This is a genomic window from Sphingopyxis fribergensis, from assembly GCF_000803645.1.
Lineage (GTDB): Bacteria > Pseudomonadota > Alphaproteobacteria > Sphingomonadales > Sphingomonadaceae > Sphingopyxis > Sphingopyxis fribergensis.
In genome coordinates this window covers 2300720-2325409 of sequence record NZ_CP009122.1, presented here as the reverse complement: position 1 = coordinate 2325409, position 24690 = coordinate 2300720, and the positions used below count along the sequence as shown (strand labels likewise).

23 protein-coding genes and 1 tRNA gene are annotated in these 24690 nt (G+C 58.5%); 14 read left to right on the top strand and 10 right to left on the bottom strand.

Features of this window, described 5'->3' with window-relative positions; genetic code table 11:
* The first annotated feature begins 7 nt into the window (after nucleotides 1-7).
* On the top strand, nucleotides 8-2155 hold the full coding sequence (locus SKP52_RS10800; RefSeq protein ID WP_081997295.1) for a catalase: 2148 nt from the start codon (nucleotides 8-10) through the stop codon (nucleotides 2153-2155).
* Nucleotides 2156-2298: 143 nt separating this feature from the next.
* Nucleotides 2299-2526 carry a hypothetical protein gene (locus SKP52_RS10795; RefSeq protein ID WP_148309096.1) on the top strand — a complete coding sequence of 76 codons (228 nt, stop codon included), beginning with the start codon at nucleotides 2299-2301 and terminating at the stop codon, nucleotides 2524-2526.
* A gap of 61 nt (nucleotides 2527-2587) precedes the next feature.
* On the opposite strand, the gene SKP52_RS10790 is transcribed toward SKP52_RS10795, so the two are convergent.
* The 4 genes from SKP52_RS10790 to SKP52_RS10775 all read right to left on the bottom strand — a co-directional run bounded on the left by SKP52_RS10790 (nucleotide 2588) and on the right by SKP52_RS10775 (nucleotide 6336).
* The gene (locus SKP52_RS10790) at nucleotides 2588-3622 is read right to left on the bottom strand and encodes a hypothetical protein (protein ID WP_039574697.1); all 1035 of its coding nucleotides are present in this window, start codon (nucleotides 3620-3622) and stop codon (nucleotides 2588-2590) included.
* 16 nt (nucleotides 3623-3638) lie between these two features.
* Entirely contained in the window at nucleotides 3639-4529 is an 891-nt protein-coding gene (locus SKP52_RS10785) for a hypothetical protein (protein WP_148309095.1), read from the bottom strand.
* Nucleotides 4530-4684: 155 nt separating this feature from the next.
* Nucleotides 4685-5689, bottom strand: a complete 1005-nt coding sequence (locus tag SKP52_RS10780; protein WP_148309094.1) for a hypothetical protein — start codon at nucleotides 5687-5689, stop codon at nucleotides 4685-4687.
* A 23-nt stretch (nucleotides 5690-5712) separates the two neighbouring features.
* The gene (locus tag SKP52_RS10775) at nucleotides 5713-6336 is read right to left on the bottom strand and encodes a hypothetical protein (protein ID WP_148309093.1); all 624 of its coding nucleotides are present in this window, start codon (nucleotides 6334-6336) and stop codon (nucleotides 5713-5715) included.
* Between the two features lie 57 nt (nucleotides 6337-6393).
* Here SKP52_RS10775 and SKP52_RS24580 point away from each other — a divergent pair, with 57 nt between their 5' ends.
* The gene (locus tag SKP52_RS24580; protein ID WP_160292392.1) at nucleotides 6394-9114 is read left to right on the top strand and encodes a protein kinase domain-containing protein; all 2721 of its coding nucleotides are present in this window, start codon (nucleotides 6394-6396) and stop codon (nucleotides 9112-9114) included.
* Nucleotides 9086-9679 (top strand): hypothetical protein, encoded by a 594-nt coding sequence (locus tag SKP52_RS26085; protein ID WP_148309092.1) that lies wholly within the window; start codon nucleotides 9086-9088, stop codon nucleotides 9677-9679. The genes SKP52_RS24580 and SKP52_RS26085 overlap by 29 nt, the downstream gene beginning before the upstream one ends.
* Here SKP52_RS26085 and SKP52_RS10765 read toward each other — a convergent pair.
* Together SKP52_RS10765 and SKP52_RS26930 are read right to left on the bottom strand one after the other, a co-directional pair.
* The gene (locus SKP52_RS10765; protein WP_052208106.1) at nucleotides 9642-10094 is read right to left on the bottom strand and encodes a nuclear transport factor 2 family protein; all 453 of its coding nucleotides are present in this window, start codon (nucleotides 10092-10094) and stop codon (nucleotides 9642-9644) included. The two genes, SKP52_RS26085 and SKP52_RS10765, sit on opposite strands and share 38 nt — an antisense overlap.
* A gap of 361 nt (nucleotides 10095-10455) precedes the next feature.
* Nucleotides 10456-10596 carry a hypothetical protein gene (locus SKP52_RS26930; protein WP_228383895.1) on the bottom strand — a complete coding sequence of 47 codons (141 nt, stop codon included), beginning with the start codon at nucleotides 10594-10596 and terminating at the stop codon, nucleotides 10456-10458.
* A gap of 34 nt (nucleotides 10597-10630) precedes the next feature.
* On the opposite strand from SKP52_RS26930, the gene SKP52_RS10760 reads away from it, so the two are divergent.
* The 6 genes from SKP52_RS10760 to SKP52_RS10730 all read left to right on the top strand — a co-directional run bounded on the left by SKP52_RS10760 (nucleotide 10631) and on the right by SKP52_RS10730 (nucleotide 20282).
* Complete coding sequence (locus tag SKP52_RS10760) at nucleotides 10631-11350, top strand: RNA polymerase sigma factor (RefSeq protein WP_052208104.1); 720 nt, start codon at nucleotides 10631-10633, stop codon at nucleotides 11348-11350.
* Nucleotides 11337-12296 carry a FecR family protein gene (locus SKP52_RS25245; protein WP_160292390.1) on the top strand — a complete coding sequence of 320 codons (960 nt, stop codon included), beginning with the start codon at nucleotides 11337-11339 and terminating at the stop codon, nucleotides 12294-12296. Before SKP52_RS10760 ends, SKP52_RS25245 begins: the two co-directional genes overlap by 14 nt.
* Before the next feature lie 99 nt (nucleotides 12297-12395).
* Complete coding sequence (locus SKP52_RS10750) at nucleotides 12396-15620, top strand: TonB-dependent receptor domain-containing protein (protein WP_228383894.1); 3225 nt, start codon at nucleotides 12396-12398, stop codon at nucleotides 15618-15620.
* A gap of 197 nt (nucleotides 15621-15817) precedes the next feature.
* Nucleotides 15818-16339 (top strand): hypothetical protein, encoded by a 522-nt coding sequence (locus SKP52_RS10745; protein WP_039574687.1) that lies wholly within the window; start codon nucleotides 15818-15820, stop codon nucleotides 16337-16339.
* Between the two features lie 203 nt (nucleotides 16340-16542).
* A complete protein-coding gene (locus tag SKP52_RS26080) occupies nucleotides 16543-18918 on the top strand; it encodes a porin family protein (RefSeq protein WP_148309091.1) in 2376 nt (791 codons plus the stop codon).
* A gap of 407 nt (nucleotides 18919-19325) precedes the next feature.
* Nucleotides 19326-20282 carry a DUF3987 domain-containing protein gene (locus SKP52_RS10730; RefSeq protein ID WP_039574682.1) on the top strand — a complete coding sequence of 319 codons (957 nt, stop codon included), beginning with the start codon at nucleotides 19326-19328 and terminating at the stop codon, nucleotides 20280-20282.
* A 276-nt stretch (nucleotides 20283-20558) separates the two neighbouring features.
* On the opposite strand, the gene SKP52_RS10725 is transcribed toward SKP52_RS10730, so the two are convergent.
* Nucleotides 20559-21149: a hypothetical protein gene (locus tag SKP52_RS10725; RefSeq protein ID WP_148309090.1), complete on the bottom strand. Its 591-nt coding sequence runs from the start codon at nucleotides 21147-21149 to the stop codon at nucleotides 20559-20561.
* A 278-nt stretch (nucleotides 21150-21427) separates the two neighbouring features.
* On the opposite strand from SKP52_RS10725, the gene SKP52_RS10720 reads away from it, so the two are divergent.
* From SKP52_RS10720 to SKP52_RS26075, 4 genes are all read left to right on the top strand, one after another.
* Nucleotides 21428-22108 (top strand): hypothetical protein, encoded by a 681-nt coding sequence (locus SKP52_RS10720; protein WP_039574680.1) that lies wholly within the window; start codon nucleotides 21428-21430, stop codon nucleotides 22106-22108.
* Nucleotides 22109-22138: 30 nt separating this feature from the next.
* Complete coding sequence (locus SKP52_RS10715) at nucleotides 22139-22630, top strand: hypothetical protein (protein ID WP_039574678.1); 492 nt, start codon at nucleotides 22139-22141, stop codon at nucleotides 22628-22630.
* A gap of 82 nt (nucleotides 22631-22712) precedes the next feature.
* The gene (locus SKP52_RS10710; RefSeq protein WP_148309089.1) at nucleotides 22713-23093 is read left to right on the top strand and encodes a hypothetical protein; all 381 of its coding nucleotides are present in this window, start codon (nucleotides 22713-22715) and stop codon (nucleotides 23091-23093) included.
* Nucleotides 23090-23371: a hypothetical protein gene (locus SKP52_RS26075; RefSeq protein WP_148309088.1), complete on the top strand. Its 282-nt coding sequence runs from the start codon at nucleotides 23090-23092 to the stop codon at nucleotides 23369-23371. The genes SKP52_RS10710 and SKP52_RS26075 overlap by 4 nt, the downstream gene beginning before the upstream one ends.
* Before the next feature lie 206 nt (nucleotides 23372-23577).
* Here the strand turns inward: SKP52_RS26075 and SKP52_RS26070 are convergent, their stop codons facing one another.
* From SKP52_RS26070 to SKP52_RS10705, 3 genes are all read right to left on the bottom strand, one after another.
* Entirely contained in the window at nucleotides 23578-23934 is a 357-nt protein-coding gene (locus SKP52_RS26070) for a hypothetical protein (protein WP_148309087.1), read from the bottom strand.
* Between the two features lie 263 nt (nucleotides 23935-24197).
* Entirely contained in the window at nucleotides 24198-24383 is a 186-nt protein-coding gene (locus SKP52_RS26065; RefSeq protein WP_148309086.1) for a hypothetical protein, read from the bottom strand.
* 157 nt (nucleotides 24384-24540) lie between these two features.
* Nucleotides 24541-24616, bottom strand: a tRNA-Lys gene (locus tag SKP52_RS10705).
* Nucleotides 24617-24690: the final 74 nt, after the last annotated feature.

The following is a 24690-nucleotide window of genomic DNA, read 5'->3' as shown; positions in this document are numbered from 1 at the left end:
ACCGATCATGGCCAAGAAGCCTACGCCGTCCCCTGCGACCGACCACACCCTTCGCGACCATCAGCCGGGAGAGCGTCAGATTACGCCGACCGACAGCCGGGGCAATGGCGATGAGTTGCATCAGGACGTCGGAGATGGGGTCGCCGATCCGGCCGCCTATCTTACCGACAATTTCGGGCATCGTATATCGGACAACCAGAATTCGTTGCGCGCCGGGGAGCGCGGGCCGACGCTGCTCGAGGATTTTGTCCTTCGCGAGAAAATCTTTCACTTCGATCATGAGCGCATTCCCGAACGGATCGTCCACGCGCGTGGTTCTGGCGCGCACGGTGTGTTCGAATGCACCAAGGCGATCCCCGGTCTTACCAAGGCATCGATCCTGCAAAAGGAGGGCGTGACCTGTCCCGTCTTCGTCCGCTTCTCGACCGTCGCGGGCGGCGCGGGTTCGGTCGACACCCCACGCGATGTGCGCGGCTTTGCGGTCAAGCTCTATACCGACAGCGGCAACTGGGACCTCGTCGGCAACAACATCCCGGTCTTCTTCATCCAGGACGCGATGAAATTCCCCGACCTCGTCCACAGCGTTAAGATGGAAGCCGACCGCGGCTATCCGCAGGCGGCGAGTGCGCACGACACCTTCTGGGATTTCATCGGCCTGATGCCAGAGGCGATGCATATGATCATGTGGGCGATGTCCGACCGTGCGATCCCCCGCAGCTTCCGCATGATCGAGGGGTTCGGCGTCCACACCTTCCGTTTCGTCAATGAAAAGGGCGAGGGGAAATTCGTCAAATTCCACTGGAAGCCGGTCCTCGGCATCCAGTCGACGACGTGGGACGAGGCGGTCAAGATCGCCGGTGCCGATCCCGATTTCCACCGCCGCGACCTGTTCGAAGCAATTGACGCGGGCGATTTCCCGGCGTGGGATCTCGGTGTGCAGGTCTTCGACGAGGCGTTTGCGGAGAAGCAGCCCTATGATGTGCTCGATGCGACTAAACTGATCCCCGAGGAGGATATACCTGTCGAGATCGTCGGTCGGATGACGCTCAACCGCAACGTCGACAATTTCTTCGCCGAGACTGAGCAGGTTGCCTTCTTGCCGACAAATATCATCCCCGGTATTGATTTCAGCAACGATCCGCTGCTCCAGGGCAGGCTCTTCTCCTACCTCGATACGCAGAAGTCGCGGCTGGGGACGACCAATTTCCATCAGATTCCGATCAACGCTCCCAAATGCCCGTTTCACAATTTCCAGCGCGACGGGATGATGCAGACGCTCGTCCCGACCGGGCGCGCCAATTATGAACCCAACAGCCTCGCCGAGGCGGGCGAGAATGGCGGACCGCGCGCGAGCGCCGAGGCCGGCTTCACGACGTTCGCGACGAACGACGAGCGCAACGATCCAACACAGAAACTGCGCATCCGCGCCGAGCTGTTCGCCGATCATTTCAGTCAGGCGCGGCTTTTCTATCTGTCGCAGACCGAGAATGAGCAGGCGCATATCGCCTCCGCGCTGGTGTTCGAGCTGTCGAAGGTGACGCTCGATCATGTCCGGGCGCGCGTCGTCGGGCAGGTACGCAACATCGACGAGGATCTAGCCAAGCGTGTCGCGGCGGGCCTCGCGATCGACCTGCCGGCAAAGGAAAAGGCCGCGCGCGCGCCAGTCGATCTCAAACCCTCCGATGCGCTTTCGATCCAGAAAAATGCCGACGACACGATGGAGGGCCGCAAGGTCGCGATCCTGTTCGCCGAGGGGTCGGATAAGGCGGCGATCGACAAGTTGAAAGCCGTTATCGAAGGTGCCGGTGGTACCGCCTTTCTCGTTGCGCCCAAGGTTGGCGGGATCAAGGTGAAGGGCGGCACGCTCAAGGCCGACGGCCAGCTCGCGGGCTCGCCGTCGGTATTGTTCGACGCGGTCGCGTCGATCCTCACCGACGAACAGGCCAAGGCGCTGTCGGAGCAGGGCGCGGCGGTTCAGTGGTTCATGGATGCCTTTGGCCATTGCAAGACGATCGCACATGACGACGCAACGCAGCAGCTGCTCGACAAGGCCGGGGTCGAAAAGGACGGCGGCGTCATTGCGATCGACAAATTTGCCGATGTCGGAACGAGGCGCCACTGGGCACGCGAACCCAAAGTTCGCGACCTTGCCTGAGTGAGCCGCGCGTCGGCGACGCATCATCGCGATCTCCGAACCGGCCAGTCGATCTGGTCGGCACGGCGTCGTTCTGCGATCGCCGTGCAGCCGTTGATACGCGACATGGCGTGCGACGTTGTCGGGGCAGGCGTGTGTCAGGCGTGCCGATCGCGGAGGGACTGTCAGAAGCGGGTCTAAAGACCGTCACCGTCACCGTCGACGCGCTGCGCGAACGGACCGAACGACCCGGCTTGGCCGTCGATGACGCGACGCGGTTCGTCAGGTCACTGCGGACGAATGCGACTTTGGTGCGCTGGGACGCCGGCTTTTTCTTGGCCAACAGCAAGCGGCCGATCCGCCGCCCTCGATGCGGCTACTGGTTCGCATGACATTCTCATGGCAAGAGCGAGCGCACCCAGAGCGCCGACCGTGTCCGACAGATGCACGTCTTTACGGCCGTTCTTTGTACCATCGCGCCTTGGCCGGAAGTTGGGACGGCGTACAAAGCTGGTGCCTCTCGTTGAAGGTCAACGGCGCGCCGATCGTGCCAATGAACGTGAAGGACTGCGGACCGGTAATAACATATTCACTGAACGAAAGGTGCCGACCCCACTGGCCGTTCTCGTCACGATCGCGCAACGTAATGCGAAAGCGGTTCGGGGCGACCATTTCCCATTTTACGGACTGCGATGAATATCTATGATCCGGATCGGTCAGGTCCGACTCTTCCCAAAAGCGCGTCCCGTCGAAGTACCGCGGCGTGATCACCGGTTTAGCGCAAGTTGAAAATGTGCCCTCGACATAAGCGTAGTAGCCGATCGCGAGGGGAATGCGCGAGGGTGGGCTGGCAGCCTGTGCTCGAGGTCCGGATATCGGTGTCGGCGGCAATGGCTTGGGCGGCATCGGCTTGACGGCTTTCTTCCGCTTGGATTTCTTGCCGTCGCTTGGCTGCTCCACCGATGCCGGAGCAAGCGCCGCAGAGCTCTGCTGGCGCCAGCCGGGGCAAGCCGCAAACACGGGACGCAGGGCTGCATTGACCCCTTTCTGGGGGTCGGGTCCTTGGTCATTATATCCCTGGGTTGTGACCCCCGCGATGCTGAGGCCGTTCAGCATCACGGATAGCGTGAACTCGTCATCGTTGAACAATGCGAGCGTCGCGGCACTGGGCCTTGTAACCCAGCTTCCGGTGGTTGCATCGCGAACGAAGCTTTCGTCGCTCGTGCGGGCGCTCGACTGCCCTTTGAAACCAATCGTCCGGCTTTCCTGTTCCGGGTCCATGGCTAGGTTCACATATAGAAACACCGTTCCTTTCTGGCAGGTGGCGATCAGCGCGGGAACCGCGGGCTTGCCGTCATTGTTGAAGGCCGCCATGCCGCCGTCGGTGCGGGCGGATTGCCAGGCGGCATGGGCGGGCGATGCGCCCGCGATCAAAGCAGGCGTCAGGACAAGTGCCATTTTTCGCGCCAGTTGGTCGTTGTGCTTCATTTTTGCTCCCCCTGTCTCAACGTCGTGAACGCCAGCACGAGGCCAGTGCCTGACGAATGGCGGCGCTTGAGCCCGTGAGAGGTATCTCTTCGGCTCCCGCCGGCCCCATGTCGACGATGATGCGGCTCGATATGTCGAGCGTATCGGCGAGGCCGTCATCGGCCGGACCAATCCAGCGGTCGCCTTCGGCAAGGTGATAAAGCGCGGTCGATAGCGCGAGGCTTCCCCCGTCGTGGTAGACAAGTGCCAGTCTGGTAGCGGTGACCGGCGCGGCCTTGGTAAGGCGCAGGCTGAGCTGGACCTTGTCGGGGCCGGCGTCTTTGCCGTCCCTGCAGGAAAGGGCGAATGTCTCGATCAACCCGTCGCCCGAAAATTGCGCGGCCTTTGTCGTTCCGTCCAGGGCGATGGTCCAGTTCCCGTTCGCACGGCCCGGCACGTAGACCGGGTGCCGGGCCGTGCGAACAAGACCCCGCTCGACACTGGTCCGCACGGTTGGGGGGAGGGTGGCAGGCTCGCATCGGCGCAGTATGCTCCGATCTATCTCCCCCTCGGCAAGAGAATAGGTCCGGACGATTGCCCGGCCGTCGGGCAGAGCTTTGATCTCCCACGGACCGCCGTTGATACGGATAAACCCGTCCTTCATCCGGACAAGATTGTCGACCGGGTCGAACCCGCTGCCCACGTAGGGGTTCAGGTTGGCACTGCCAAAGGTCGTGCCGTTATAGACCCAGGTCTCTTGCGCACTGTTGCATTTGCTTTTGACGTCAACCCACGCGCCTTCCGCAAGAGGCAGGCCGGGCGTCATCGGAATCGGCGCGGGCGCGGGCTTTGCGTAGGCGGTCGGCGCCAAGGCACCGAATACGGCAAGCGCGAGGATCGTCGTCGTCAGTGCAATAGGGTGCTTCACAGGCATCTCCTCGTTCAGTGATTTGCGTTCCGGTGCAGCAAACGGTTGCCGGTCGAGGCTCCTTCAACCTTCGGTTGGGTCGCATTGCCGGGGCTGCCACCGTGTTTTAAGGAATATATCGCTCCCAATGGCGGTACTTTCCACCATGCCCCACATCAGCCCTCGAACCAGTCCCGCACGGCCTTCGGCACGGTGTTGGTAGGGCAGTGAATGAAGCTTTCCTGTCCGTCGAAGAGGAATGATCCAGGTTCGGTGACAAAAGTTGACGCGCCGGTGACCCGAATGACGAAATCTGCGCTCGTCCCTTTGGTGTCATCGCCATTGCCGTACGAGCGGGCGCGAATGCGGAAACGATTGTTTCCGAGCGATTCAAAACCTCGGATCTCCGGACCGCCATCGAACCATGTCAGCGCACTGTCATCGAATTGGACAAGGCTGGCGGGTCCGTCGCTTGCCGCCTGGGCGCTGTGCGCCCGTGCGCAACTCATGTTAGCAGCATAATAGCCTTTGGGGATGGGTGGGAAGGCCGTGGATATCGCCGCGCCGCTACGCCATGGCGAACCATCCTCGTTAACCCGGCCTCCCTTTGCATCGTAGAATGCCAATGGCGCCATTTTTTTGCCGTCCCATCCGAAGGCATAGCGGTCATAAGGTCGTTCGTATGCGCCTGGCCCACCAGTCGACAGGATCAGAACGTCGCGACCGCTGAACTTTGCCGCAGAGACATCGAGCGAGGAAATGCCCGTTTCGTCATGGCCTTTTTCGGTGGACACGAAGATGGTGTAGTTCGGCACCTGCCCTGACGTGAAATAGGTCAGCGCGCCGTCGCATTGCATGAACCCGTCAGGGATCAGAAAGTCTTCCTTCCTGTCACTGTTGAAATCGGCCACGAGTTGGGGGACTGGCTCCGAGGTGAGCTGAGGTGTCCCGCCAACCGATAGGCATTCGCGGCGCATATTCGCTGCCCAGGCGAGGATATGTCGGGGCAAAGGCCTTGAGGTCTGTTTTGCTGCCGCCGGGTCGGATGCCGCAGTTTTGGTGGCCTGGTCGGGGGTTTCAGCTGTTGGCTGACCGCAGGCGGTCAGATGCAGCAAGGCTCCAGACAAAAGCAGCCTTGCGACAATGCGCTCTGCGCTGGCTTTCCTCACAGGATGTTCCATTTGCTCACTCCCTTTTCAGCGGGTCAGTATTTTCCGGACAGCGCTGCGTTGACGTCGGTCAGGAGGGAGCAGGCGACGTTGTAGGTAAGGCCGAAGGCCAAAACCTCGTTCGCGCTGCCCGACTTCAGACGCGCCATCAGCGCATAGGACCGATTGCGTATTTCCATGCCCGTGGCGGCACCTGCGGTGCTGGCTACGCCGCTGTGGTACTGGGTCATTTCGGCACCGCCATGATCGAAAGGCAGTTTCACGACCAGTTCGCGGATGTCTTCGGATCGAAAAAAGCGCGCGCCGATCGTGATGCCGTTGCCGTTCACGACCATCTGCACCGGAACACGCTCATATCGTGCGTTCATCCGCTTGAACCACAGGATTCCCGCAACGGGAACGGCCGCTACGAACAGGCCCCCGACCAAGGCGCCCCCACCCTCTCCGCCGGCAACCAGTCCGCTCAGCGCGACCAGCCCGCCAATCCCGGCTATCATGTAAAGGAAGGCCATCATGCATCCAAAAGACGCTGGCATCGACGCCGGAACGACGTCGAACTGCACACCCTGTTCAGTCTCTGTCGTGGAAAAATGAGCCTCTTTAGCCATCGCATCGCCCCTCTCGATTAAAGCCACCCCCGACAAATGGTCGGCAGCCACCCAAAAGTCTTGATGGGATTCTCAAGAATTTCTAAAGTCATAGCAGGGGGAAAGCTTATGCCGTCTGACAGTGGTTCTCGTCGTCGTCGCCGCCGCTGGTTTTTCGCCGGGGCAGAGTTCGACGAGGCAAGCTGGACGTTGCGGGTCAACGGAGCGGCGGTCGCGCTGGAAGGCAAGCCGCTCGAGGTGCTCCATGAACTGTTGCTGCGCGCGGGTGAGGTCGTCACCAAGGACGAGATACTCGATGCGGTCTGGCCAGGGATCACCGTGGTCGAGGGTTCGCTGCCCACCGCGATATCCAAACTGCGCAAGGCGCTCGGCACGCGGCAGGACAATATCGTCGAAACCGTACCGCGCGTCGGCTACCGTCTCACCTGCACGGTCAAGGTCGAAAGCGTCGAATCGCCCCTCGCGCCGCGCTTTGTCTTCAAGGCGGGCGATGGCGTTCCCGGGCGCAAGCAATGGAAGCTCACGCGCGCGCTCGGCGAAACCGGCGCGAACGATGTCTGGCTTGGGCATCACGACAAGACGAACGAGCATCGCGTCTTCAAATTTGCCGACGCTCCCGATCGGCTGCGGGCGCTCAAACGCGAAGCCGCATTGTCGCGCGTCGTCTTTGCCGGGATGGGCAGCGAGGCCCCGCTTCCTGCGTTGCTCGAATGGAATTTCGAGGCTTCGCCCTATTTTCTGGAATATGCCTATGGCGGCGATGACCTGATCGCCTGGGCCGATGCAGCCGGTGATCTCAAGACCATCCCCCTCGACCAACGCCTGGATGTTGCTGCTCGCATCGCACGCGCGGTTGCAAGCATTCACCAACTCGGTGTGCTGCATAAGGATCTGAAGCCCGCCAACATCTTGATCGCGTATAGCGGGCAAGACGTTGTCATCCGGCTCGCCGACTTCGGGAGCGGGCGCCTGATCGACGATGCCGTGCTCGATGATTTCAACATCACCAACCCCGGTTCGCTCGACACCGGTGACGGCAAGGACGAACCCCGTTCGGGTACGCTGGCCTATCGCGCGCCCGAGCTGGCCGCCGACGCCGCGCCGACGGCGAAGAGCGACATCTATGCGCTGGGATTGATCCTGTATCAGCTCATTGTCGGCGACTTTGCCAGGGCTCTGGCGCCGGGTTGGGAAGATGACGTGGCCGATCCCTTGCTGCGCGAGGATATCCGGCAGGCCGCCGATGGCGATCCGGCAAAGCGTATTGCCAGCGCAGACCAGCTCGCCGACAGGATCGAACAGCTGGAAAGGCGGCGCGACAATCTGGCAGCGGCGGCGCGGCAAGCGGCCGAACTGGCCGCGCGGGAAGAAACGGAGGCTCGGCGTGCGCAACGTCGGCCGTGGATCCGGGCGGCCGTCGGCAGTCTCGTCGTCGGGCTGGTCGCGAGCGGTGGCTTCGGGGCCTATGCCTGGACACAGCGCAATCAGGCCATTGCCGCGCAAAGGCTGGCCGACACCAGCTACAGCTTCATCGCCGAAGATGTCTTGGGCAGCGTCGATCCCGCCCGCGCCAATGCGGCGGACGAAACCGTGGCGGAAGCGATGAAACGCGCGAGCGCGAACATCGCACGGCGCTATCAGGGTCAACCCGGCATTGCTGCGCGGCTTCACGGAGCGCTGGCCCGGGCCTTTTACGGCCGCGCAGAGTTCGACACCGCCCGATCCGAGTTCGCGCGAAGCGCAGATCTGTTCCGTCAGGCAGGCGAAGCAGACAGCGACGATGCCGTGCTTGGCCGCCTGGCGCTGGCCCATATGAACAGCGTTTCGGGCCAAGCCGAACGCCTCGAGGAAGCCGGCCGCGCGCTGGCTGCGGAACGCCAGCGCCTTGGACCGCGCGCCGAGCGAGGCAAGGTCGGCTTCGCGTTCGCGCAGGCAGAAGGTGCCTATGGCTATATGGCCGACCTGGCGCTGGCCGAGCGCGCATTTCGGCGGGCTGTTGCCATCGGCACCGGCGATCGACAGGCCGCATCGCCAACCCAGCTTCTGAAAGCCAAATCATCGCTCGTGCTCGTGCTGATGCGCCTTGGTCGGCCCGAGGCTGCCGAACCCCTGGCGCGCGCAGCGATTGCCGAATCCGAACGCGTGCGAGGAATTGACCATCCCGACACCCTCGTCACGCGCCAGCACCGGCTGAACGCATTGTCGATGCTCGGCAAGCATGATGACGTGATTAGGGACAGCCAGCCCTTGCTTGCAGCAATGGAGCAGCGTTTGGGCGCCAACCATCGCTTCACCCTCGCCCTGCGCTCAACCCGATTTGAAAGCTTTGCCGCCCTGGGGCGTTACGAAGACGCGGCGAACGAGGCCCGCTACGTGTGGCAAGGGGCGTCGGCGCAGGCCGGACCGGAATCGCATCAGGCTCTGGTGGGGCAGATCGATTATGCCTCGGCTCTTTGCCAGACAGGGCAGCGCCGCAAAGGTGCGGAGCTCGCATCCCAGGCCTTGCGCAGCGTCCGTAAGACGTTTGGCGCGGATTATCCCCTCACTCACGCAATCCGCTACTACGCGGCCGAATGCCTGTTGGCCAATCGCGATTACGCACAGGCCGGCGAATTGCTGGCCGGGCTGGACAGGAAAAAAGTCGCCGAACTGACCGGCCAGCCGGATTTCGGAGGTATCGTCGATCTGGCGATGGGTGAAATTGCTCTTGGAGGGGGCGACACGAAAGCAGCCGAAGCATCGTTGCGCGCTGCCCAGGCCTCGCTCGCAAAATCGCAGGACCAGAAGATTCAGCGCCGGCTTGCAAACCTTCAAGGCAGACTTCAGTAGGCCCGATCCAGATCAGCGCTACAAACGGGGGGCTCGCTTGCCGCTCGACCTCCATTTCGACGTCTCGAACGTGCAATTAATGGGTCCTGACCCTATGCCCGCTGCGCTGGTCGGCGGCTACATCACTCGCAAGAAGCTCTTAAATCACCTCCGCAGCGCGCAGCAGGAACTGTCCGATTTCCTGCTTGCGAGTACGGCCGAGGCCGATCCGGACCGGAAGGCATGGCCCCGGACCTCAACAGCCACGCTGCTGCGTGACGAATTCCCGCTGCGTCTGGATGCGCCGCGCGGGGAGGGCAGCCAGCGCTGCAGCAGGAATGCAGCAGGAATATGGCGGCCTTTCGGGTGCCGACTGATCGGGCGACCTAGTTCACGACCGAGCCGCTTGCAGTTCGACGCGGCGCACCGGTTGCGGCATCCGCAGCGTACAGATGCCCAGTTGCCGAAAAAATCGGCCGGGCATCTCGTGCCCGGCCAGTGCTTGGGAGATAGCGGCGCGGCGAGCGCGCCAACTCGTTTGGCGGATTTCAGGCGAAATCCTGATCATTCCAATAGTGCGGAATAGACACCGGATAGCCGAGTGCCTGAACGACGTGGATTTGATCGGAATGGACATATTCCCGTACGATCTTGCCGTCGCGATATTCGTGATAGCTCATCCCCACGGTGCTGATTTCGGCTCGTCCGGGGTTTGGAAGACCGAAAAAGCTGTCGCACTCGCGCGCGGTCCAGCGCCACAAGATTATCGCCGACTTCTCGTCGCCGCGAAATTCGGTGACCTCGAAACTGTGGATGCCCCTGCCATTCTCCGGATCCGAATTTCCAAAGGGTATGAAAGCCCGCGCAAGTCCTGCCTTGTCGTTGAGGAAGATGTGCTCGAGCGGGAAGTCCCTGAAATCGCAGTCGTCCGCATAATATTCCATTGCGGCATCGACGTCGACGAACGAGTTGATCCACTGCTTTGCCCATTCAAAGTTCATGCCAGTCTCCCATTCTCTTCCATTTCGGGGCGCTGCGTCAGCCGATCTGCTGGCGGGAATCGAGAAGAGTCCATAGAAAATCCAATGATTTCAATGGGCGTTCCGACAAATCACCTTTTGTTCACGGTGTTATAAATCAACGAGTTAGCGGCGTTGTCGGAATGAATACAAGGTTCCCCTATGCGTTTTGGTGCCCTTGGGGGCCGAGCGTGAGTTTGTGATCGCCGGAAGCTGGGCCCAAGTTACTACGGTCGCGCACTTCATAGCAACGGGCGTTAGCGTGTCTGCTATTCATGCCCTTTGATCGCGTCCTCGAAGTTGCCGTGTCGATCCGGTTGTTAAGCATCGCAACAGCGATCTCTCAGCTATTTTTGAGCAAATCGAGCGATGCGATAGCTGTTGGCGCTTGCTCGACGTTGGCAGATGCAAATTGAGCTTCGCGCGACGTGCGGCTCGCAAACCACAGGCCGTACTCGCTTTGACCCGGTGCACTGTCCGCCAAGCATCGCCGCAACCGTCGCAATCTGGCCTCATCAATGAGCGCTGAGCCGAATATGGGCGAGGTCGTGTTATGGATATTTTTTCGACTTACTGAGGTCAAAGCATCGGAATTCGTCGCGCCGTGCATCTTTGTATATGACGATGATTTGTTGAGGAAGGAAGGACGAAGGTTGGCCCAAAGCCGATCTGATATCATCGCCTGGGTGGCGAGCAACGTGATTCCGCACGAGGGATCACTTCGCTCGAGATTGCAGTGGATGGCGGTGTCTGCGGAAGAAATCGACGATATCGTCCAGGACGCCTACCTCGCGATCGCTCAGTTAGAAAGCATTGCACATATTCGAGATGGAAGAGCTTATCTGTTCACGACGGCACGAATGGTTGTTCTTCAGCGCATACGCCGAAATCGAATTGTCGCAATCGATAGTCTGACGGAGGCGGAGACGCTGGCGATCGAGGATAACGATCCGGGACCGGAACGACGGGCCGGAGCCAGGCGAGAGCTTGAGCGCGTCAGGAAGCTGATTGAGGATCTCCCCGCGACGTGCAGAGAGATTTTCGAACTCCGTCGAGTTCAAGGGGTGCCCCAACGTCAAATCGCTGAGCGTTTGGGAATTGCCGAACATACCGTTGAGCAACAAGCGATGCGGGGCCTGAAGCTGATCCTGAAAGCGATCGCAGATGACTGCTCCGAGCAGCGAACTTCAATTAGAAAAGTCGATGACGAGATACGAGACCATCATGGCAGAGGATGAAGACGCTGCCGTGCGTTGGGCAATCCGGCGAGATCGTGGGCAGCTAGATACCTCCGACCAGATCGAGTTCGATGCTTGGCTGGCCGAGGATGGAAGGCGATCTGGGGCACTGCTGCGCGCAGAAGCCGCACTAGTCTATCTGGATCGGGCGCGGGCTTTAGGCGAGCCGGGAGCTGAAGCCCCTGCGAATGACGATGCGCCGGCTGCACACCCTCGATTCAGGCGGCGAAAATTTTTGTTAGCCAGCTTCATTGTTGCGCCGATTGCGGCTGGCCTCGCGATGTTCATGATGCCGTCGAACGAAGCGTTCTCGACGACGGTCGGAGAAGTTCGCAAGCTTCCGCTGGCGGATGGATCAATCGCGACGGTAAACACGGCTAGCCGGATTACTGTGACTCTCGAGCCCGCACAGCGCCATGTCGTCGTGGAAGATGGCGAAGCTTGGTTTGAAGTCGCCCATGACAAATCTCGACCGTTCATTGTGGACGCGGGCGATGTGCGCGTCAAAGCAATCGGAACGGCCTTTTCCGTCCGACGCCACGAAGATGGCGTCGACGTGCTCGTGACGAAGGGCGTGGTGGAAACATGGCGAGTAGGCCGCGAATCTGAGCGAACTCGGTTGAAGGGAGGTCAGCGAAGCTTCGTCCCAGTATCCGCATCGAAGATTGTTGCCGTCGCGGCCGACGATGAGATTGAGCGCGCGCTTGCATGGCGCTCGGGAGGGCTCGCGCTTAATGGCGAGCCGCTGTCTTATGCAGTTGCGGAACTTAACCGATACAACCGCCATCAATTGGTGGTGGAAGATCCCGTTCTGAGCCGGACGCCCATTGTCGGATATTTTCGCACAGATAATCCGGAAGGTTTTGCGAAGTCCATAGCCGCTCTTATTGGTGCGCGTGTGGAACTTACGGCTAATCAAACGCGACTGGTACCATCTGGTACGTAATTATTTTTCTTCCCCAAGCATCGGAAAAAATCCCGCCGTGCATCCTATATACTTAGAGGGGTGCAAAAGTGGCTCCTCATATATGGGGGAGAAGCTGGAATGCCGGGTTTTGCTAGGTCGAACTTTTCTGTAAACAGTATGACGAGTGTGGTGGCCGTAGCTGCCATGATGGTTGCCAGCCCGGTGCAAGCGCAGACCCGCAAATTTGATATCCCTTCGCAGCCCGCAGAAAAAAGCATTCCTCTGTTTGCGAAGCAGGCCGGCATCCAGTTGGTGGCGAACGGTGTCTCGGTGCGTGGGAAGCGCACGAACACCGTTCGTGGAAGCATGCCCGTTGACCGTGCGCTTCGAGCACTGTTGTCGGGGACCGGTCTCACGACGCGAAAAGGCCCTGCTGGGTCAGGCATAATAACAGTCGTGGCAGTGCAGAAGCAGGCTGCCGCACTCGCGCCGCCTCCTGCGCCGGCGACGTCGGCGTCCAAGACGGATATCTCTGACGGGTCGGAAATTGTCGTTACGGCGCAAAAGAGGACCGAGGCGCTTCAGGACGTGCCGATTTCGGTGTCGGCATTCTCGGCAAAGTCCCTGGACGAACAGAAGATCGAGGGCGGCAGCGAGTTGGTTCGGGCGGTTCCAAATGTCAGCTTCTCGAAAACCAATTTCGCCAGCTACAATTTCTCGATCCGTGGCATCGGTACGAAGGCGCTCTCGGTTACGTCCGATCCAGCCGTGGCGATCAGTTTCAACAACACGCCGCTGCTCCGCAATCGCCTATTCGAGCAGGAATATTTCGACGTCGAGCGCGTCGAAGTGCTGCGCGGCCCTCAGGGCACACTTTACGGCCGCAATGCGACGGGCGGCGTCGTCAATATGATCTCGGCCAAGCCCAAGCTCGGCGATTTTGATGGTTGGGTGAAGGGTGAAGTCGGCAATTATGAAACCACGCGCCTCAGCGGAATGTTGAACGTTCCGCTGGGCGACACGCTGGCCGTGCGTGCTGCCGGCGCCTGGACGAAGCGTGAGGGGTATGATTTCAATACCCTTACAAATCAGAATGTGAACGGACGAGATCTTTGGTCGACGCGCGTTAGCGCTGCTTGGGAGCCAAGCGATCGTTTTCGGGTGAACGCGATTTGGGAGCACTTCGAGGAAGATGATAATCGGTCTCGGACGGGGAAGCAGCTCTGTCATAATGACCCGGGGCCGACGAGTGTTGGGACCGTCGATATAAGCAATCTCCCGTTGCCCCGGGGAGCCCTCAGTCAAGGTTGCGTGCCAGGATCGCTTTATACCGATGAGGCTTATGGCGTTCCGAACGGTCTTTCGCTGCCCTATGTTCAAGCCGCATCGACACAGGTCTTGCTCGGCAGACGCGTCGTAAATGGCCAATTCGTCGGCGGACCGATTTATCTGATGGGCAACGACCCTTATGCTGGCCTGACGCAGTCGAAGAATTTGCGTGAGATCGCGACGGCTTATGATCCGACGTTCCGGGCGAAAAATGATGTTTATCAGCTGAATGTTGAATTCGATGTATCTCCAACGATCACGTTCACCAGTCAGACCGCGTACACGAAGGATTTTTATCATTCGACGCAGGATTACAATCGCTTCAATTCCGGGCCCGTTTTTAACGATTCCGCTGGTCTTTATCTGACGAGAAATATCCAAAATCCCACGGACGGAATTACGCCCGGGGGAATTTTCGTGGATCCTCAATTGGGCTCTTCGAACCGTTTGATCGCGGTCGATATGGTGAAATCTCATAGCGACCAGTGGTATCAGGAATTGAGGCTGCAATCGTCGTTCGACGGTCCGCTGAATTTCAATCTGGGGGTGAATTATCTGAAATTTAAGATCGATGAGGATTACTATGTTTTCAGCAATGCGTTCACCGCAATTGCGACAGGGATCTTCAACGATGGTGCAGCAGGAAACCCTGTAAACCCGTGTAACACCGGTGACCCACTGGAGCCCTGCATCTATATCGACCCCAATCCAATTTCGGAGATCGATGGCGATGGTCATAATTATTTCCGAAGCCGGAATTTGGCTCAAACTCGGTCGAAGGCGATTTTCGGCGAGGTTTACTGGGAGCCGACCGACAATCTAAAAGTGACAGCTGGCCTGAGGTATACTGACGACAAAAAAACGGCGACACCGATCAAATCGCAATTGCTTCTGACGTCCGGATTTGCCGGCAGTGGATATATCGGGCGCGGCTATCGAATTTCGCCGGATATCGTCCAAAAGTGGGGTCGGGTGACTGGACGTTTCGTGGTTGATTGGAGCCCCGATCTTGGGATTACCGACGATAGCCTCTTTTATGCGTCATATTCACGAGGGTACAAGGGCGGCGGTGCAAACCCGCCGAGCATCGATGGAAATCCGGAGATGCTGCAATTTTTCCCGCAGCCAGAAACTTTCCGTCCTGAGAGCGTAAATGCGTTCGAGATCGGCACCAAGAATGTTTTCGACGGCGGCAAGCTGACGCTAAACGCCAATGCTTTCTATTATGATTATAAAGACTATCAGGTCTCGCAGATTGTCGATCGTCTGGCGCTGAACGAAAATTTCGATGCCGAAATTTGGGGCGCCGAGCTTGAGATGATCTGGCGCCCTTCTCCAAGGTTCCGGGTCAACACCAATCTGGGTTATCTCGGAACGCGCATTGCCAACGGCATGACGTCGATCGATGTTATGAACCGGACCCAGGGCAACGACGAGTGGATGGTCGTGAAGCCCTGGATGCAGCTTGCATCGAACTGCATTGCGCCGAAATCAGTGGTGGAACAAATCCTCTCCAGCCCCTTTGGAAGCTCTACGACGTCATATTTGGTCCCGCTTTGCGGGGGATCGTGGATTGGCAATTACAACCCGAGCTCTCTGTTCAGTATCCTTACGGGAGTGACCTACGATCCAGCCGTTGATGCACCGAACCAGGGTAGGGGATTTGATGCCGATCTTGGCGGAAACGAGCTGCCTAACTCGCCGCATTGGACATTCAATCTTGGGGCTCAGTACACACTTCCGCTGGACGACTGGGATCTAACGCTACGAGGCGATTACTATCGCCAGGCAAAGAGTTGGGCCCGGGTATATAACACCGTCGCCGACCGACTGAAGGCTTGGGATAATGCAAATGTCTCGATTACGCTCGAACGCCCCGATAGCGGCTTCGCGATGCAATTCTATGTGAAGAATCTTTTCAACAAGACTCCGATCACCGACGCTTTTTTGAACAGTGATGACAGCGGTTTGACGACCAACGTCTTCACTCTCGATCCCAGAATTATCGGGTTTAACGTCACCAAGCAGTTCTGATCCATTCCATAGCGACCATTCCCAATTTTGCGGTCGATTGCGTGGAAGGTGATCGTCCGCGCCGAGAAGTTGGGGAGGGCGTGGATCTCATAAATCAAGGAATCGCCTCGCGAGGGGTGGTGCGATTGCAGGGCAATTCGGCTCAGCAGTCATTTGAAAGCGGCAGAATTAGCCGTGAATATGGGAAAGGAATAATCATGAAGAAGCTTTCCATGCTTTGCATGGCCGCGCTGATCAGCGCTACGGCGATGAGTCCTGCAATGGCGCAGCATGTCGCTCCGGCAGCCACGTCGTTCACTGCCGCGTCGGATCCGTCGGACCCGATCGTCTTCTCGAAGCCGGGCTTCGGCACATCGCTTTGCGATTATGTGCTTCCGGGCGCGACCGGAGCGGACCTTGGTGGTGCGCATGCGGGTCACGCTGCAGGGGGAACGATCAGCGCCGGCTATAACACTGGCCCCACTGCAACATGCATCAGCCTGACTACCGATATGTCGACGTTCAGCATGACGGGCGCCGGAACGGGTACCATTGCACGCGTTGTTGTCCGCAGCGCGGCGGTTCCCGGACAGACGCTGTGCGATGGTGCGCTGCCGTTCACGATCGTCGCGCCTGGCGAAATCTCGTTCAGTGGCACGATCCCGGCCGGTACGGTCGCCGGGACCTGCACCGTGTCAGGAACGCTCTACACGACCCCGACCATTTCGGCTGCGAGCTGATTATCTCCCACCGCTTTCGAGCGGTGTAACGGATGTCCCGATCGGTCGTTTGAGCGACCGGGACAACCGCATCTCTCCGGGCATGAACTGGCCGCACCGTTGCAGCGGTGCGGCCTCTTTCCGGCCCAGCCGCTGAACCGCCGCCGGGAACATGAACGTACGGAAGTCGGCGGTTTATCGCAACTGGAGCGGATCAAAGCATTGTGAGTTCGCGTGAAATCGTGCGCTTTGTGAGGGCGATTTCGATTCCGATGTCGGCCGGAATAGCCTTCCACGCGTCAATCGCACGATCTGAGACGGTACACGAAGACAGTGTTCAGGCGCCGCAGCGTGCAAGCGAAACTTCAAACCTCAATTCCGCAGCTCCCCATAACCCAGATGAAATTGTCGTCACGGCAACTCGGCGCGGTGAAGCCGATGTGGCTGCGCAAGACGAGTTTGGGGAAGAGGCGATTGCGAGCCGAGGCGCGGATAATGTCCGAGACCTGATCAAACGGTTGTCGCCTTTTATTGGAGAGAGCGGCGATGATCCCCTGATATTGATCAACGGGAAGCCCGCCGGATTTGACCAATCAATCCTGTATTATCCATCTGAAGCGCTCGAACGCTTAGCCGTGCTGAGGCCGGAAGCCGCTGCTTATTATGGCGAGCCGGCGGGAAAACCGGTCATAAATTTGGTGCTGAAGAAGAATTTTTCGATGCTGAATGCCGATGCGGGCTTCAGTTTTGCAACCGCTGGCGGCCGTTATGGCGGGACACTCGCGGCAGGTCGTTCGGCGATCAATGGCGAGACCCGCTGGAATGTCCAAGCACAGGTCGGCGCTGACAGCGCCCTGTTCAGATCTGAAAGGAATGTACCGCAAAAGGAATGGGTGCGCGAAATTCAAGCACCAGCCGACGAGGCCAAACCTGTTGATCCAAATCGCTTTGAAACGCTAGAGGCGGCTCGCCGCACGGCATCATTGTCCATGGGCTTAACGCGGCCGTTAGGCGATTTTAGCGCTTCGGTCGGACTGAACGTCAATCGGACGTCGGATAAGGGTCTCCGGGGTCTTCCGGAGCCTAGTTTGGGGCTTTCAGGTGAACGCGCCTTGCGCAATGACAATGAAGCGACGTCGCTTGGCGCAACAATCACGCTGAACGGCAAGATCGCGAACTGGCGGACAAACCTTTCTCTGAATTATTCCCGCAATTGGGCGGAAAGCCTATTGGAGAGCGGGATCGATGTAGAACGGCTTGCGCAAGCTGTTGGCAGCCGAAACCCAAATATCGGTTCGTACGGACCGTGGGACGAGAGCTTGGTCCTGGGGAGACGGAGCAAGACTGAGGGAGAAATCTTGAGCGTCCGTCTGAGCGCTCAAAAGTCGATCTTGAAGCTTCCAGCTGGTCCAATGATTTGGTCGATCAATTCCAGCCTGATTCAAAGTGGATCGAAAGGAAGGCAGGGCGATCTGAGAGGTGAGGAAGATCGATCCTCGATTGCTGGCGCGAGATTTCGGCAGTCGACCGTTCAAACTGGGATAAGCATCCCAATTACTCGGCGCGGGAAAACTTCCTTAGAATGGTTTGGAGACCTTTCTGCAAGCCTATCGGCAAGCTTCGAGACTCTGACCAACAGCCGGGCGCGGAAGCGCTTTGGGGGCAGCATATTCTGGACGCCATGGTCAGTATTGGAGTTGCGCGGCTCAATAGACTTTGCTGGATCAGCGCCGTCGTCCGATCAAATCAGCGGTCCTGTTGTTACCTCGTTGGTTCGAGTGTTTGATTATGAGCGAGGGGAAATAGCCGAGCCAATTTGGATCACCGGCGGAAATCCGGATTTGCGGCTCGGGCGCCGGCGAAGCCTTACGTTGGCATCGAAGATTAAGCCGTTCGACGATGAATTCCTGGCGCTCAATTTTACGTATCGGCAGATAGTGGCGAAAGGCGGAATTGCACCGTTTCCCGATTTAACACCGGCTGTTGAACTCGCGTTTTCTGATCGAATTACGCGCGATGCCGAGGGCAGGCTCATCCGGGTCGACGCTCGTGCAGTAAATCTTGAGAGCGAGATGGATGGGGAACTGTCATCGAGCCTGGCGCTGCGCTGGGACCAAGGCGCTGTAGCGGGTGAGGATCCATTGCAAGCCGCCTTTTCAATCGGCCATCGATGGAAACTGAGGAGTAGGTTGGAGGTTGGCTCTGGCATTCCGCCGATCGATCAAATTCGGGACAGTGGTCAGTCGCGTCATAGCCTGACTCTTGATGCCTCGCTGGGAAAGCGTGGAATTGGCATCAATCTTAGTGGTAGTTGGAGTAGCAAGTCGCAGCTCCGCAGTAGGACAGACTCGGCACCGGTTTATCGGTTTCAACCGGCGTGGACCCTAGCCTTGTCTGCATTTTTTGAGCCGGATAAGATCATGACGCTTCCAAGCCATTCTATTTTGAAGGGCGTGAAAATCTCGGCCGATGTTCAAAATTTGTCGGATGGATATCGTCGCGTAACATTGCAGGACGGAAGCGTGCCCGCTGGCTACAGCAGATATGAGATCGATCCTGTCGGCCGGGTGGCAAAGCTCACGCTGCGTAAGCAGTTTTAACAGCCGCGAGGCTCAAGTTCGCGTTTACCGCCCAGTTTTTCCAAAATCTTCACTTCAATCGCGCGCGTTTCCTTGTCGGCAATGACGAGAAAGTTTCCTCATCCGTAGGCTGGATCCAACATGCGAATGTGTGTCAGTTTATTACGCAGGTTGCGCAGGAGCTGTTGGATGTCGTCTGCTCCCGGCAGTCGATCGCGCAGATACCCGGGAGTGCCTAAGTATAAGCTCCGCTGTTGGTCGCGCGACGCCGACACGTCTCCGAGACCGATCCGTCGGGGCCAACGCCTCGCGCAGTATCGCCAGCATTTGATCCACTGACCAACGGCGGCCCAGCCCTACAGAAGGCGTGCGCGCAGAACCCATGTTTCGTAAATGTGGCGGGTGAGATTGGACATAAGTTCCTCGCAATGTCGGAGAACCGGGATGCCAGTATGCGGTCGCTTCGGAAAGTACTGACCACGCTGTATTCCAAATCTGGGCCTGACAGCATTGCCGGGGGCATCGCTTACAGTAGCCAAGAGAACAATGTCGCCTCGACCCAAGCGGTCGCATTCAGCCTGATTGGCGAGACGATCCCCGCCACATTTTACGATTCCATCACGGACGAGATGATGCGTGATGGGTTCATGTCGAGGTTCTGCGTCATCGAGTATGCAGGCGACCGCCCAGACCGAAACCCGACACCTATACAGCGCCCGCCGCAGGCTCTGATTGACCACATGCTGCTGATCGTGCGCCATGCGGGACTGGCGGCAGCAACTGATACATTTCAGGAGGTGGCTTTCGGCTCAAGGGCGCAGGGCATTCTCGACGCGTTCTATGCCGAGTGCCATAGCGCGATTTTAGCGGTGCCGGACGATGAGCGGCAAAGGGCGGTCTGGAACCGGGCGCACCTCAATGCTCTTCGGATTTCCGCGCTGCTCGCAGTTGGCGATCAATACCTCAACCCCATTGTGACAGAGGAGCAGGCCGCGTGGGCGATCCGACTTGTGCGCCGCGGTATCGCTGCCTTTCTGAAACGTCTAAATGCTGGCGAGGTGGGCGAGGGCACCGATGGCGGGCGGGAGGCGAAGGTAATTGACCTGTGTCGAGAGTCCCTTCTCCTGCCTGCCGATAAGCTGCCCGACTACTTGAAGCACGGCAAAGCGATGCAGGACGCGGGCATCGTCCCTCGCAAATACCTCCAGCATCGCACGCAACGCCAGTCTGCTTTCGCGCGGTTCAAGCTGGGGCATACGAACGCGCTGAGTATGGCGATCAAAACCGCCATTACGAACGGCAACCTCATGGAAGTGAAGAAGGAGGCGCTGGTCGAGCAACATGCGTATTTTGGACAGGCGTATCGGGTGCTCAGCCTAACGTGAATGACCACATGGGCAGGGCTACCGCCAGCCGCTGCGTTAGCGCGGGTAGCCCTGCCAGCGGTTGGACCTATGGCTAACTGTAGCCGAAGTTAGCAGGGCGGCGCTAACGCCCCAAACCCGCGAAAATACTAGGAATTCTATATAAAAATAGAGAGAGTTAGTGCGTTAGCCTGTATTGGTATCTCTTGGGTCTTTTCCGCCATTATAGGGGTGAGAGCGCGAGCCACCCGAGGCTAACGCTAACCCGCTACCGCCGGTTATGGTGCATGTGGTCATTCAGGCTGCTGCAAAGCCGCGCCATTCATTCAGGCCGTCGCGTAGAGAACGAAATGCCCGCACCGATTTATACCAATCTTTCTTCTCGTAGTGATTCCATTCAAGAAACGGCACATCGTACAGATGCTCTTGATTTCGCTTACCCCAAAGCCACTCCAGCAATCGCAAGCAGCGATCATCAATTACGTCCATTGCTCGTAGGCGTTCGGTTCTTTTCTTGAATCCGGAGCCACGGCCAAGGCCATGCTCGGCGGGGAAGATAGTGATGCTCTCACAGACGTTGCCGAGCAAGCAAACTGCTTCCTTAATGAGCATTTCCTGTGCCTGCCCGGCGAGGTCTGTGTGGAATACATTCCAGCGCAAGACTTCGTGAGTCATGAGCGCGTAACTGACATTACGTTTAAGCGTCTCGTTTTCTATGAAACGGAGGTTACGTCTAATTTCAGGTGCAGTTTTGATGAACCCTCTCGGAAACCTGATCCGCCCGTAAAAGTCCTGCCGTGGATTGGCCTTCACGTAATCACTTATCTCCTGAACAAGCGAACTTGCTTGCGAAACCGCCACCTTCAACTGCTCATCGTTTTCGATCATGGCCCAATTCATAGCAGCATCGCTGCACTGGACAATGTGGTTATCACCCCCGAAATCGCCGACCCACAAATATGTTATGTCACCGCCTTGTGGCTCCTGAGCTGACCTAAGTGTTTGTTATAGCAAAATAATTGCTTGCGACCTTCAATCGGCCTCCCTACTTTGTAGCCAATGTCTAGCCACATCCGGCAGGGGAGTTCTAAAAATGGCTGATGAAGTCGATATTCGCATTAGTGCAGCGCTTGATCCCGAAGCTACGATGATGACAATCCAAGACTATGACGACGACACCGCTACTTACGTTAGCGGGGCAAAGGCGGCGTTCACCGAAGCGTTTACGGCGCTGCGCGCCATTCCACGACGCCAAGGCAGCGGTCGCGGACGACCCGACGCTCAACGAAGCGGGGCAGCTCCTGAAGGTCGATGACTTTGCCCATAAGCAGACGATCGGGAAAGTCTATCCGCTGTGGGACACCGCATCGCAGACCCTCAATGCCAAAGTCGAGGCGTGGGAGAAGGAGATGACGAAGGCGGTCGAGTCCAAAGCCTCCCAGATGGTCAGCAGCGAGATACGTGCGCACTTCAAGGGATTGAAGCTGGGCGAGCGCATGGCAGCTATCTCACAGGCAATCCGCGACGGCGACGATGTAGGCGCGTCGGCAGTGCTTGGCGCGCCCGGTATGCTCAGCGGCATTGACGACGAGATGAAACCGATCCTGCTCCGCGAGTATCACGAGCGGTTCAACCCCGGCCTCGCGAAACGCCTGCGCGCTGTCACCGCCGCCCGCAATCTAATCGACGGTCGAATGGGAGTGCTGAAATCGGAGGTCGCAAAGGCGGTCGGCACCATCAAGCTCAAGGGCAAGACCTTCGACATGCACGGCCAATATTCGGGCGAGATCACCCCGGCGCAACTTCGCGCAAAACGGGACAAATCGCACAAGCCGTTTGCGGCCTGACCCCTGTTCTAATCAAATCGAGATAGTTCGATGAACGCAATCACGCCCCCTTGGGGTTCCAACTGGACGCCCGCGCCGCCGGAAGAGAAGCCTGCGCGCGGTGCGGGCAACCCCGCGTGGGTTGCAGGCGGTCCGTCCCCGAACCCAAGCGGACGCCCACCCGGCCTCCCCGACAAGCGCTTGCTGGCCACGCAGTCCATGTTGGACGAAATGCGGGGCATCGTTGCGGTGCTGATCGGCAAGGCGCTGGAGGGCGATACCAACGCCGCGTCCATCGTTCTCGCCAAAACGCTGCCCTCCATAAAGGCGCAGGCGGAGAAGGTGCAGTTCGCGTTTGATGCCACCGCGCCGGTTAGCGATCAGGTCGCCCAGGTGCTCGATGCGATTGCCGCGGGCGCGGTTGCGCCAGACGTAGGGCGGCTCATCATCGACAGCATCAAATCGCTCTCCGACATTCGGGCGACCGAGGAGCTGTCAGCTCGGATTGAGGCGCTTGAGGAGGCTCGCGATGCCCGGCGCTAAAATGGAATTATTTGCACAAATAATTTTTCGCGGCCGGATGCGACGGGCGTCCGTCCAGATTGATGCATAGGGAGACCCCGAGATGACTGACTATCGAAGCTGGCGCGCTCCGTTCCGTGCCATGTGTCCAGAACCGGGTCCGCACGACTTGTTCCTTGTCATTCTCATCAACGGCAGGCGCGCTGCCATCCAGCACGCGGACGATTACGATAAGTGGCGGTCGGCAGCGGAGGAGCTTGCGGCGCAGGAGAATTGCAACGTCAAGGTGCTGCCCATGAGCGGTAGTGAGTTGATGAACTTCCTCGGTATCGAACCGGCACCGCCGCACCCCATCGCCAACCTTGATCCAGCGTTTCGTGATCAGGCGGTGAAGAACTGCATGGACGTGCTGCGCGAATGCGCGGGCGCCAGTGACCGTGGAGACGCGCTGGACCTGCTCGGTCATCTAGGAGTGCTGCAATGAAAGCTGACGAACCCGGAAGCCGCGTGCAAGCTGACAAGTATGGAATGCCCATCGAGAACGCGCACCACATCGTGCGCCGCCACTTCGAGGTACTCGACGAGGAAGCTGCTCTCAAAGGCGCTCAGGTTGCGCATGACATCAAATGTTGCCGCGCGTTGCGGGCGGAACGAGAACTGCCGACCGTGAGCGCGTCCGTGCCAGCCATGTCCGAGCCGGCACCGTCAAAGCCTGTTACCCCGCCGCGGGACGAATGGCGCGCGCGGCTGGGTCTTGGTTGACCACATATGTCGCTCCGGGCCCTTCAACGACGCGTAAAGCGGTTGGAGACAGGCGCGATGCCGAAGCCGTCGCCGTTCGATGTCTACTTTGGATCATTCGACGCATGGGTTGAGCGAGACGTGCTTCCCGGCATCGAGAGCGGAGCACTGGAAGGTGCCGACATGATCTTTCTCGTCGCTGTACTTCGTTGCTGGGAGGCCCAAGGCTACTGCGCAGCGAATTTGTAGGAACGGGTATCTATCAGAACAGCACGCTTTTCGGCCGTCCAAATCGATTCTGGCCGCCCCCAATAGAAAAAGTGCGACGTGTGCCCACTTTCACTGACTTTTTCGCTTCGTTTTCCCGCCTTAGAATAAAGGACTGCAACGTCGCCCTTTTTTACCGGCTTGTCTGCAAACCAGTATGCGGCGGGCACATTCCCGGAATCTACCGCATTGGGGCCGCTACGACGCACACAGAAAACAACGTACTTTCCGAGGTCACAATCTTCTTCAATTTGCAAGACAACGCGCTCGCGGTCAAACTCACCCGCATTCGCGATGGACGATATTCTCACACTCACTTTGTCAGCCTCGCAATAACACCAACCACAACCAAAATCGCCGACATGATCGCAAACGTCCAGCCAACGCCAGCAAGATTTGGTGCGGCAATGTAGCTAGGCGCTGCACCGATTCCTGCAGAGCCAATCGACGTGGAAACGAACGACAATATCTCCACCCAGCGATTTGTCTTATTCGACTCAGTAAGCTGGGCGTGTTCGACCCTTAGGTCATTATAGCTCTTTTCAACCTGTCGAAGTTCCGAGCAATGTTCATCTAAGCGCTAAATTTCAGCAATTAGAAAACGGCGGGCAGCAGCGGTCGCGAGTTCATCCTCGCTCAGGTCACGCCTTGCAATACCCAAGAATCCACGAGGCTCTTGCTTTTCACGGCCCTCAACCTCTGGATAGCTGACGGGTACGCTGCCAGCTTCCTCTGTCGCGGATTGATCGTCAGGTTTGATTGCCACCCAAGGACTCATAGTGTCCGAATGACATAAGGCAAGATCGCCAAAGGTCTCTAGTCAACGTCTGCAACTCCTGGCTAGAAATACGCTAGAGCGCAAAATGGAACTCGCAAGGAGTTAGCGGCAGCGCCGTGTAAGTAGCTGTCATTCTACGGAAAAATGGTGGACGCACTAGGGCTCGAACCTAGGACCCGCTGATTAAGAGTCAGCTGCTCTACCAACTGAGCTATGCGTCCACTGCCATTTCAGGCGCGCTTGACTGCGAAGAGTTGCCCTCTTTGCTGCGAAGCGAGCGGCCCGCTATCATGGC

Bases quoted from the DNA above. Each gene is read 5' to 3' on its own strand.
- SKP52_RS25245 (WP_160292390.1), top strand. From the start codon at position 11,337: ATGGCAGAGGATGAAGACGCTGCCGTGCGTTGGGCAATCCGGCGAGAT.
- SKP52_RS10745 (WP_039574687.1), top strand. From the start codon at position 15,818: ATGAAGAAGCTTTCCATGCTTTGCATGGCCGCGCTGATCAGCGCTACG.
- SKP52_RS26075 (WP_148309088.1), top strand. From the start codon at position 23,090: ATGAAAGCTGACGAACCCGGAAGCCGCGTGCAAGCTGACAAGTATGGA.
- SKP52_RS10715 (WP_039574678.1), top strand. From the start codon at position 22,139: ATGAACGCAATCACGCCCCCTTGGGGTTCCAACTGGACGCCCGCGCCG.
- SKP52_RS10730 (WP_039574682.1), top strand. From the start codon at position 19,326: ATGTCGGAGAACCGGGATGCCAGTATGCGGTCGCTTCGGAAAGTACTG.
- SKP52_RS10760 (WP_052208104.1), top strand. From the start codon at position 10,631: ATGAGCGCTGAGCCGAATATGGGCGAGGTCGTGTTATGGATATTTTTT.
- SKP52_RS10750 (WP_228383894.1), top strand. From the start codon at position 12,396: ATGCCGGGTTTTGCTAGGTCGAACTTTTCTGTAAACAGTATGACGAGT.
- SKP52_RS24580 (WP_160292392.1), top strand. From the start codon at position 6,394: ATGCCGTCTGACAGTGGTTCTCGTCGTCGTCGCCGCCGCTGGTTTTTC.
- SKP52_RS10790 (WP_039574697.1), bottom strand. From the start codon at position 3,622: ATGAAGCACAACGACCAACTGGCGCGAAAAATGGCACTTGTCCTGACG.
- SKP52_RS10800 (WP_081997295.1), top strand. From the start codon at position 8: ATGGCCAAGAAGCCTACGCCGTCCCCTGCGACCGACCACACCCTTCGC.
- SKP52_RS10780 (WP_148309094.1), bottom strand. From the start codon at position 5,689: ATGGAACATCCTGTGAGGAAAGCCAGCGCAGAGCGCATTGTCGCAAGG.
- SKP52_RS10720 (WP_039574680.1), top strand. From the start codon at position 21,428: ATGACGACGACACCGCTACTTACGTTAGCGGGGCAAAGGCGGCGTTCA.
- SKP52_RS10765 (WP_052208106.1), bottom strand. From the start codon at position 10,094: ATGAACTTTGAATGGGCAAAGCAGTGGATCAACTCGTTCGTCGACGTC.
- SKP52_RS10710 (WP_148309089.1), top strand. From the start codon at position 22,713: ATGACTGACTATCGAAGCTGGCGCGCTCCGTTCCGTGCCATGTGTCCA.
- SKP52_RS10725 (WP_148309090.1), bottom strand. From the start codon at position 21,149: ATGATCGAAAACGATGAGCAGTTGAAGGTGGCGGTTTCGCAAGCAAGT.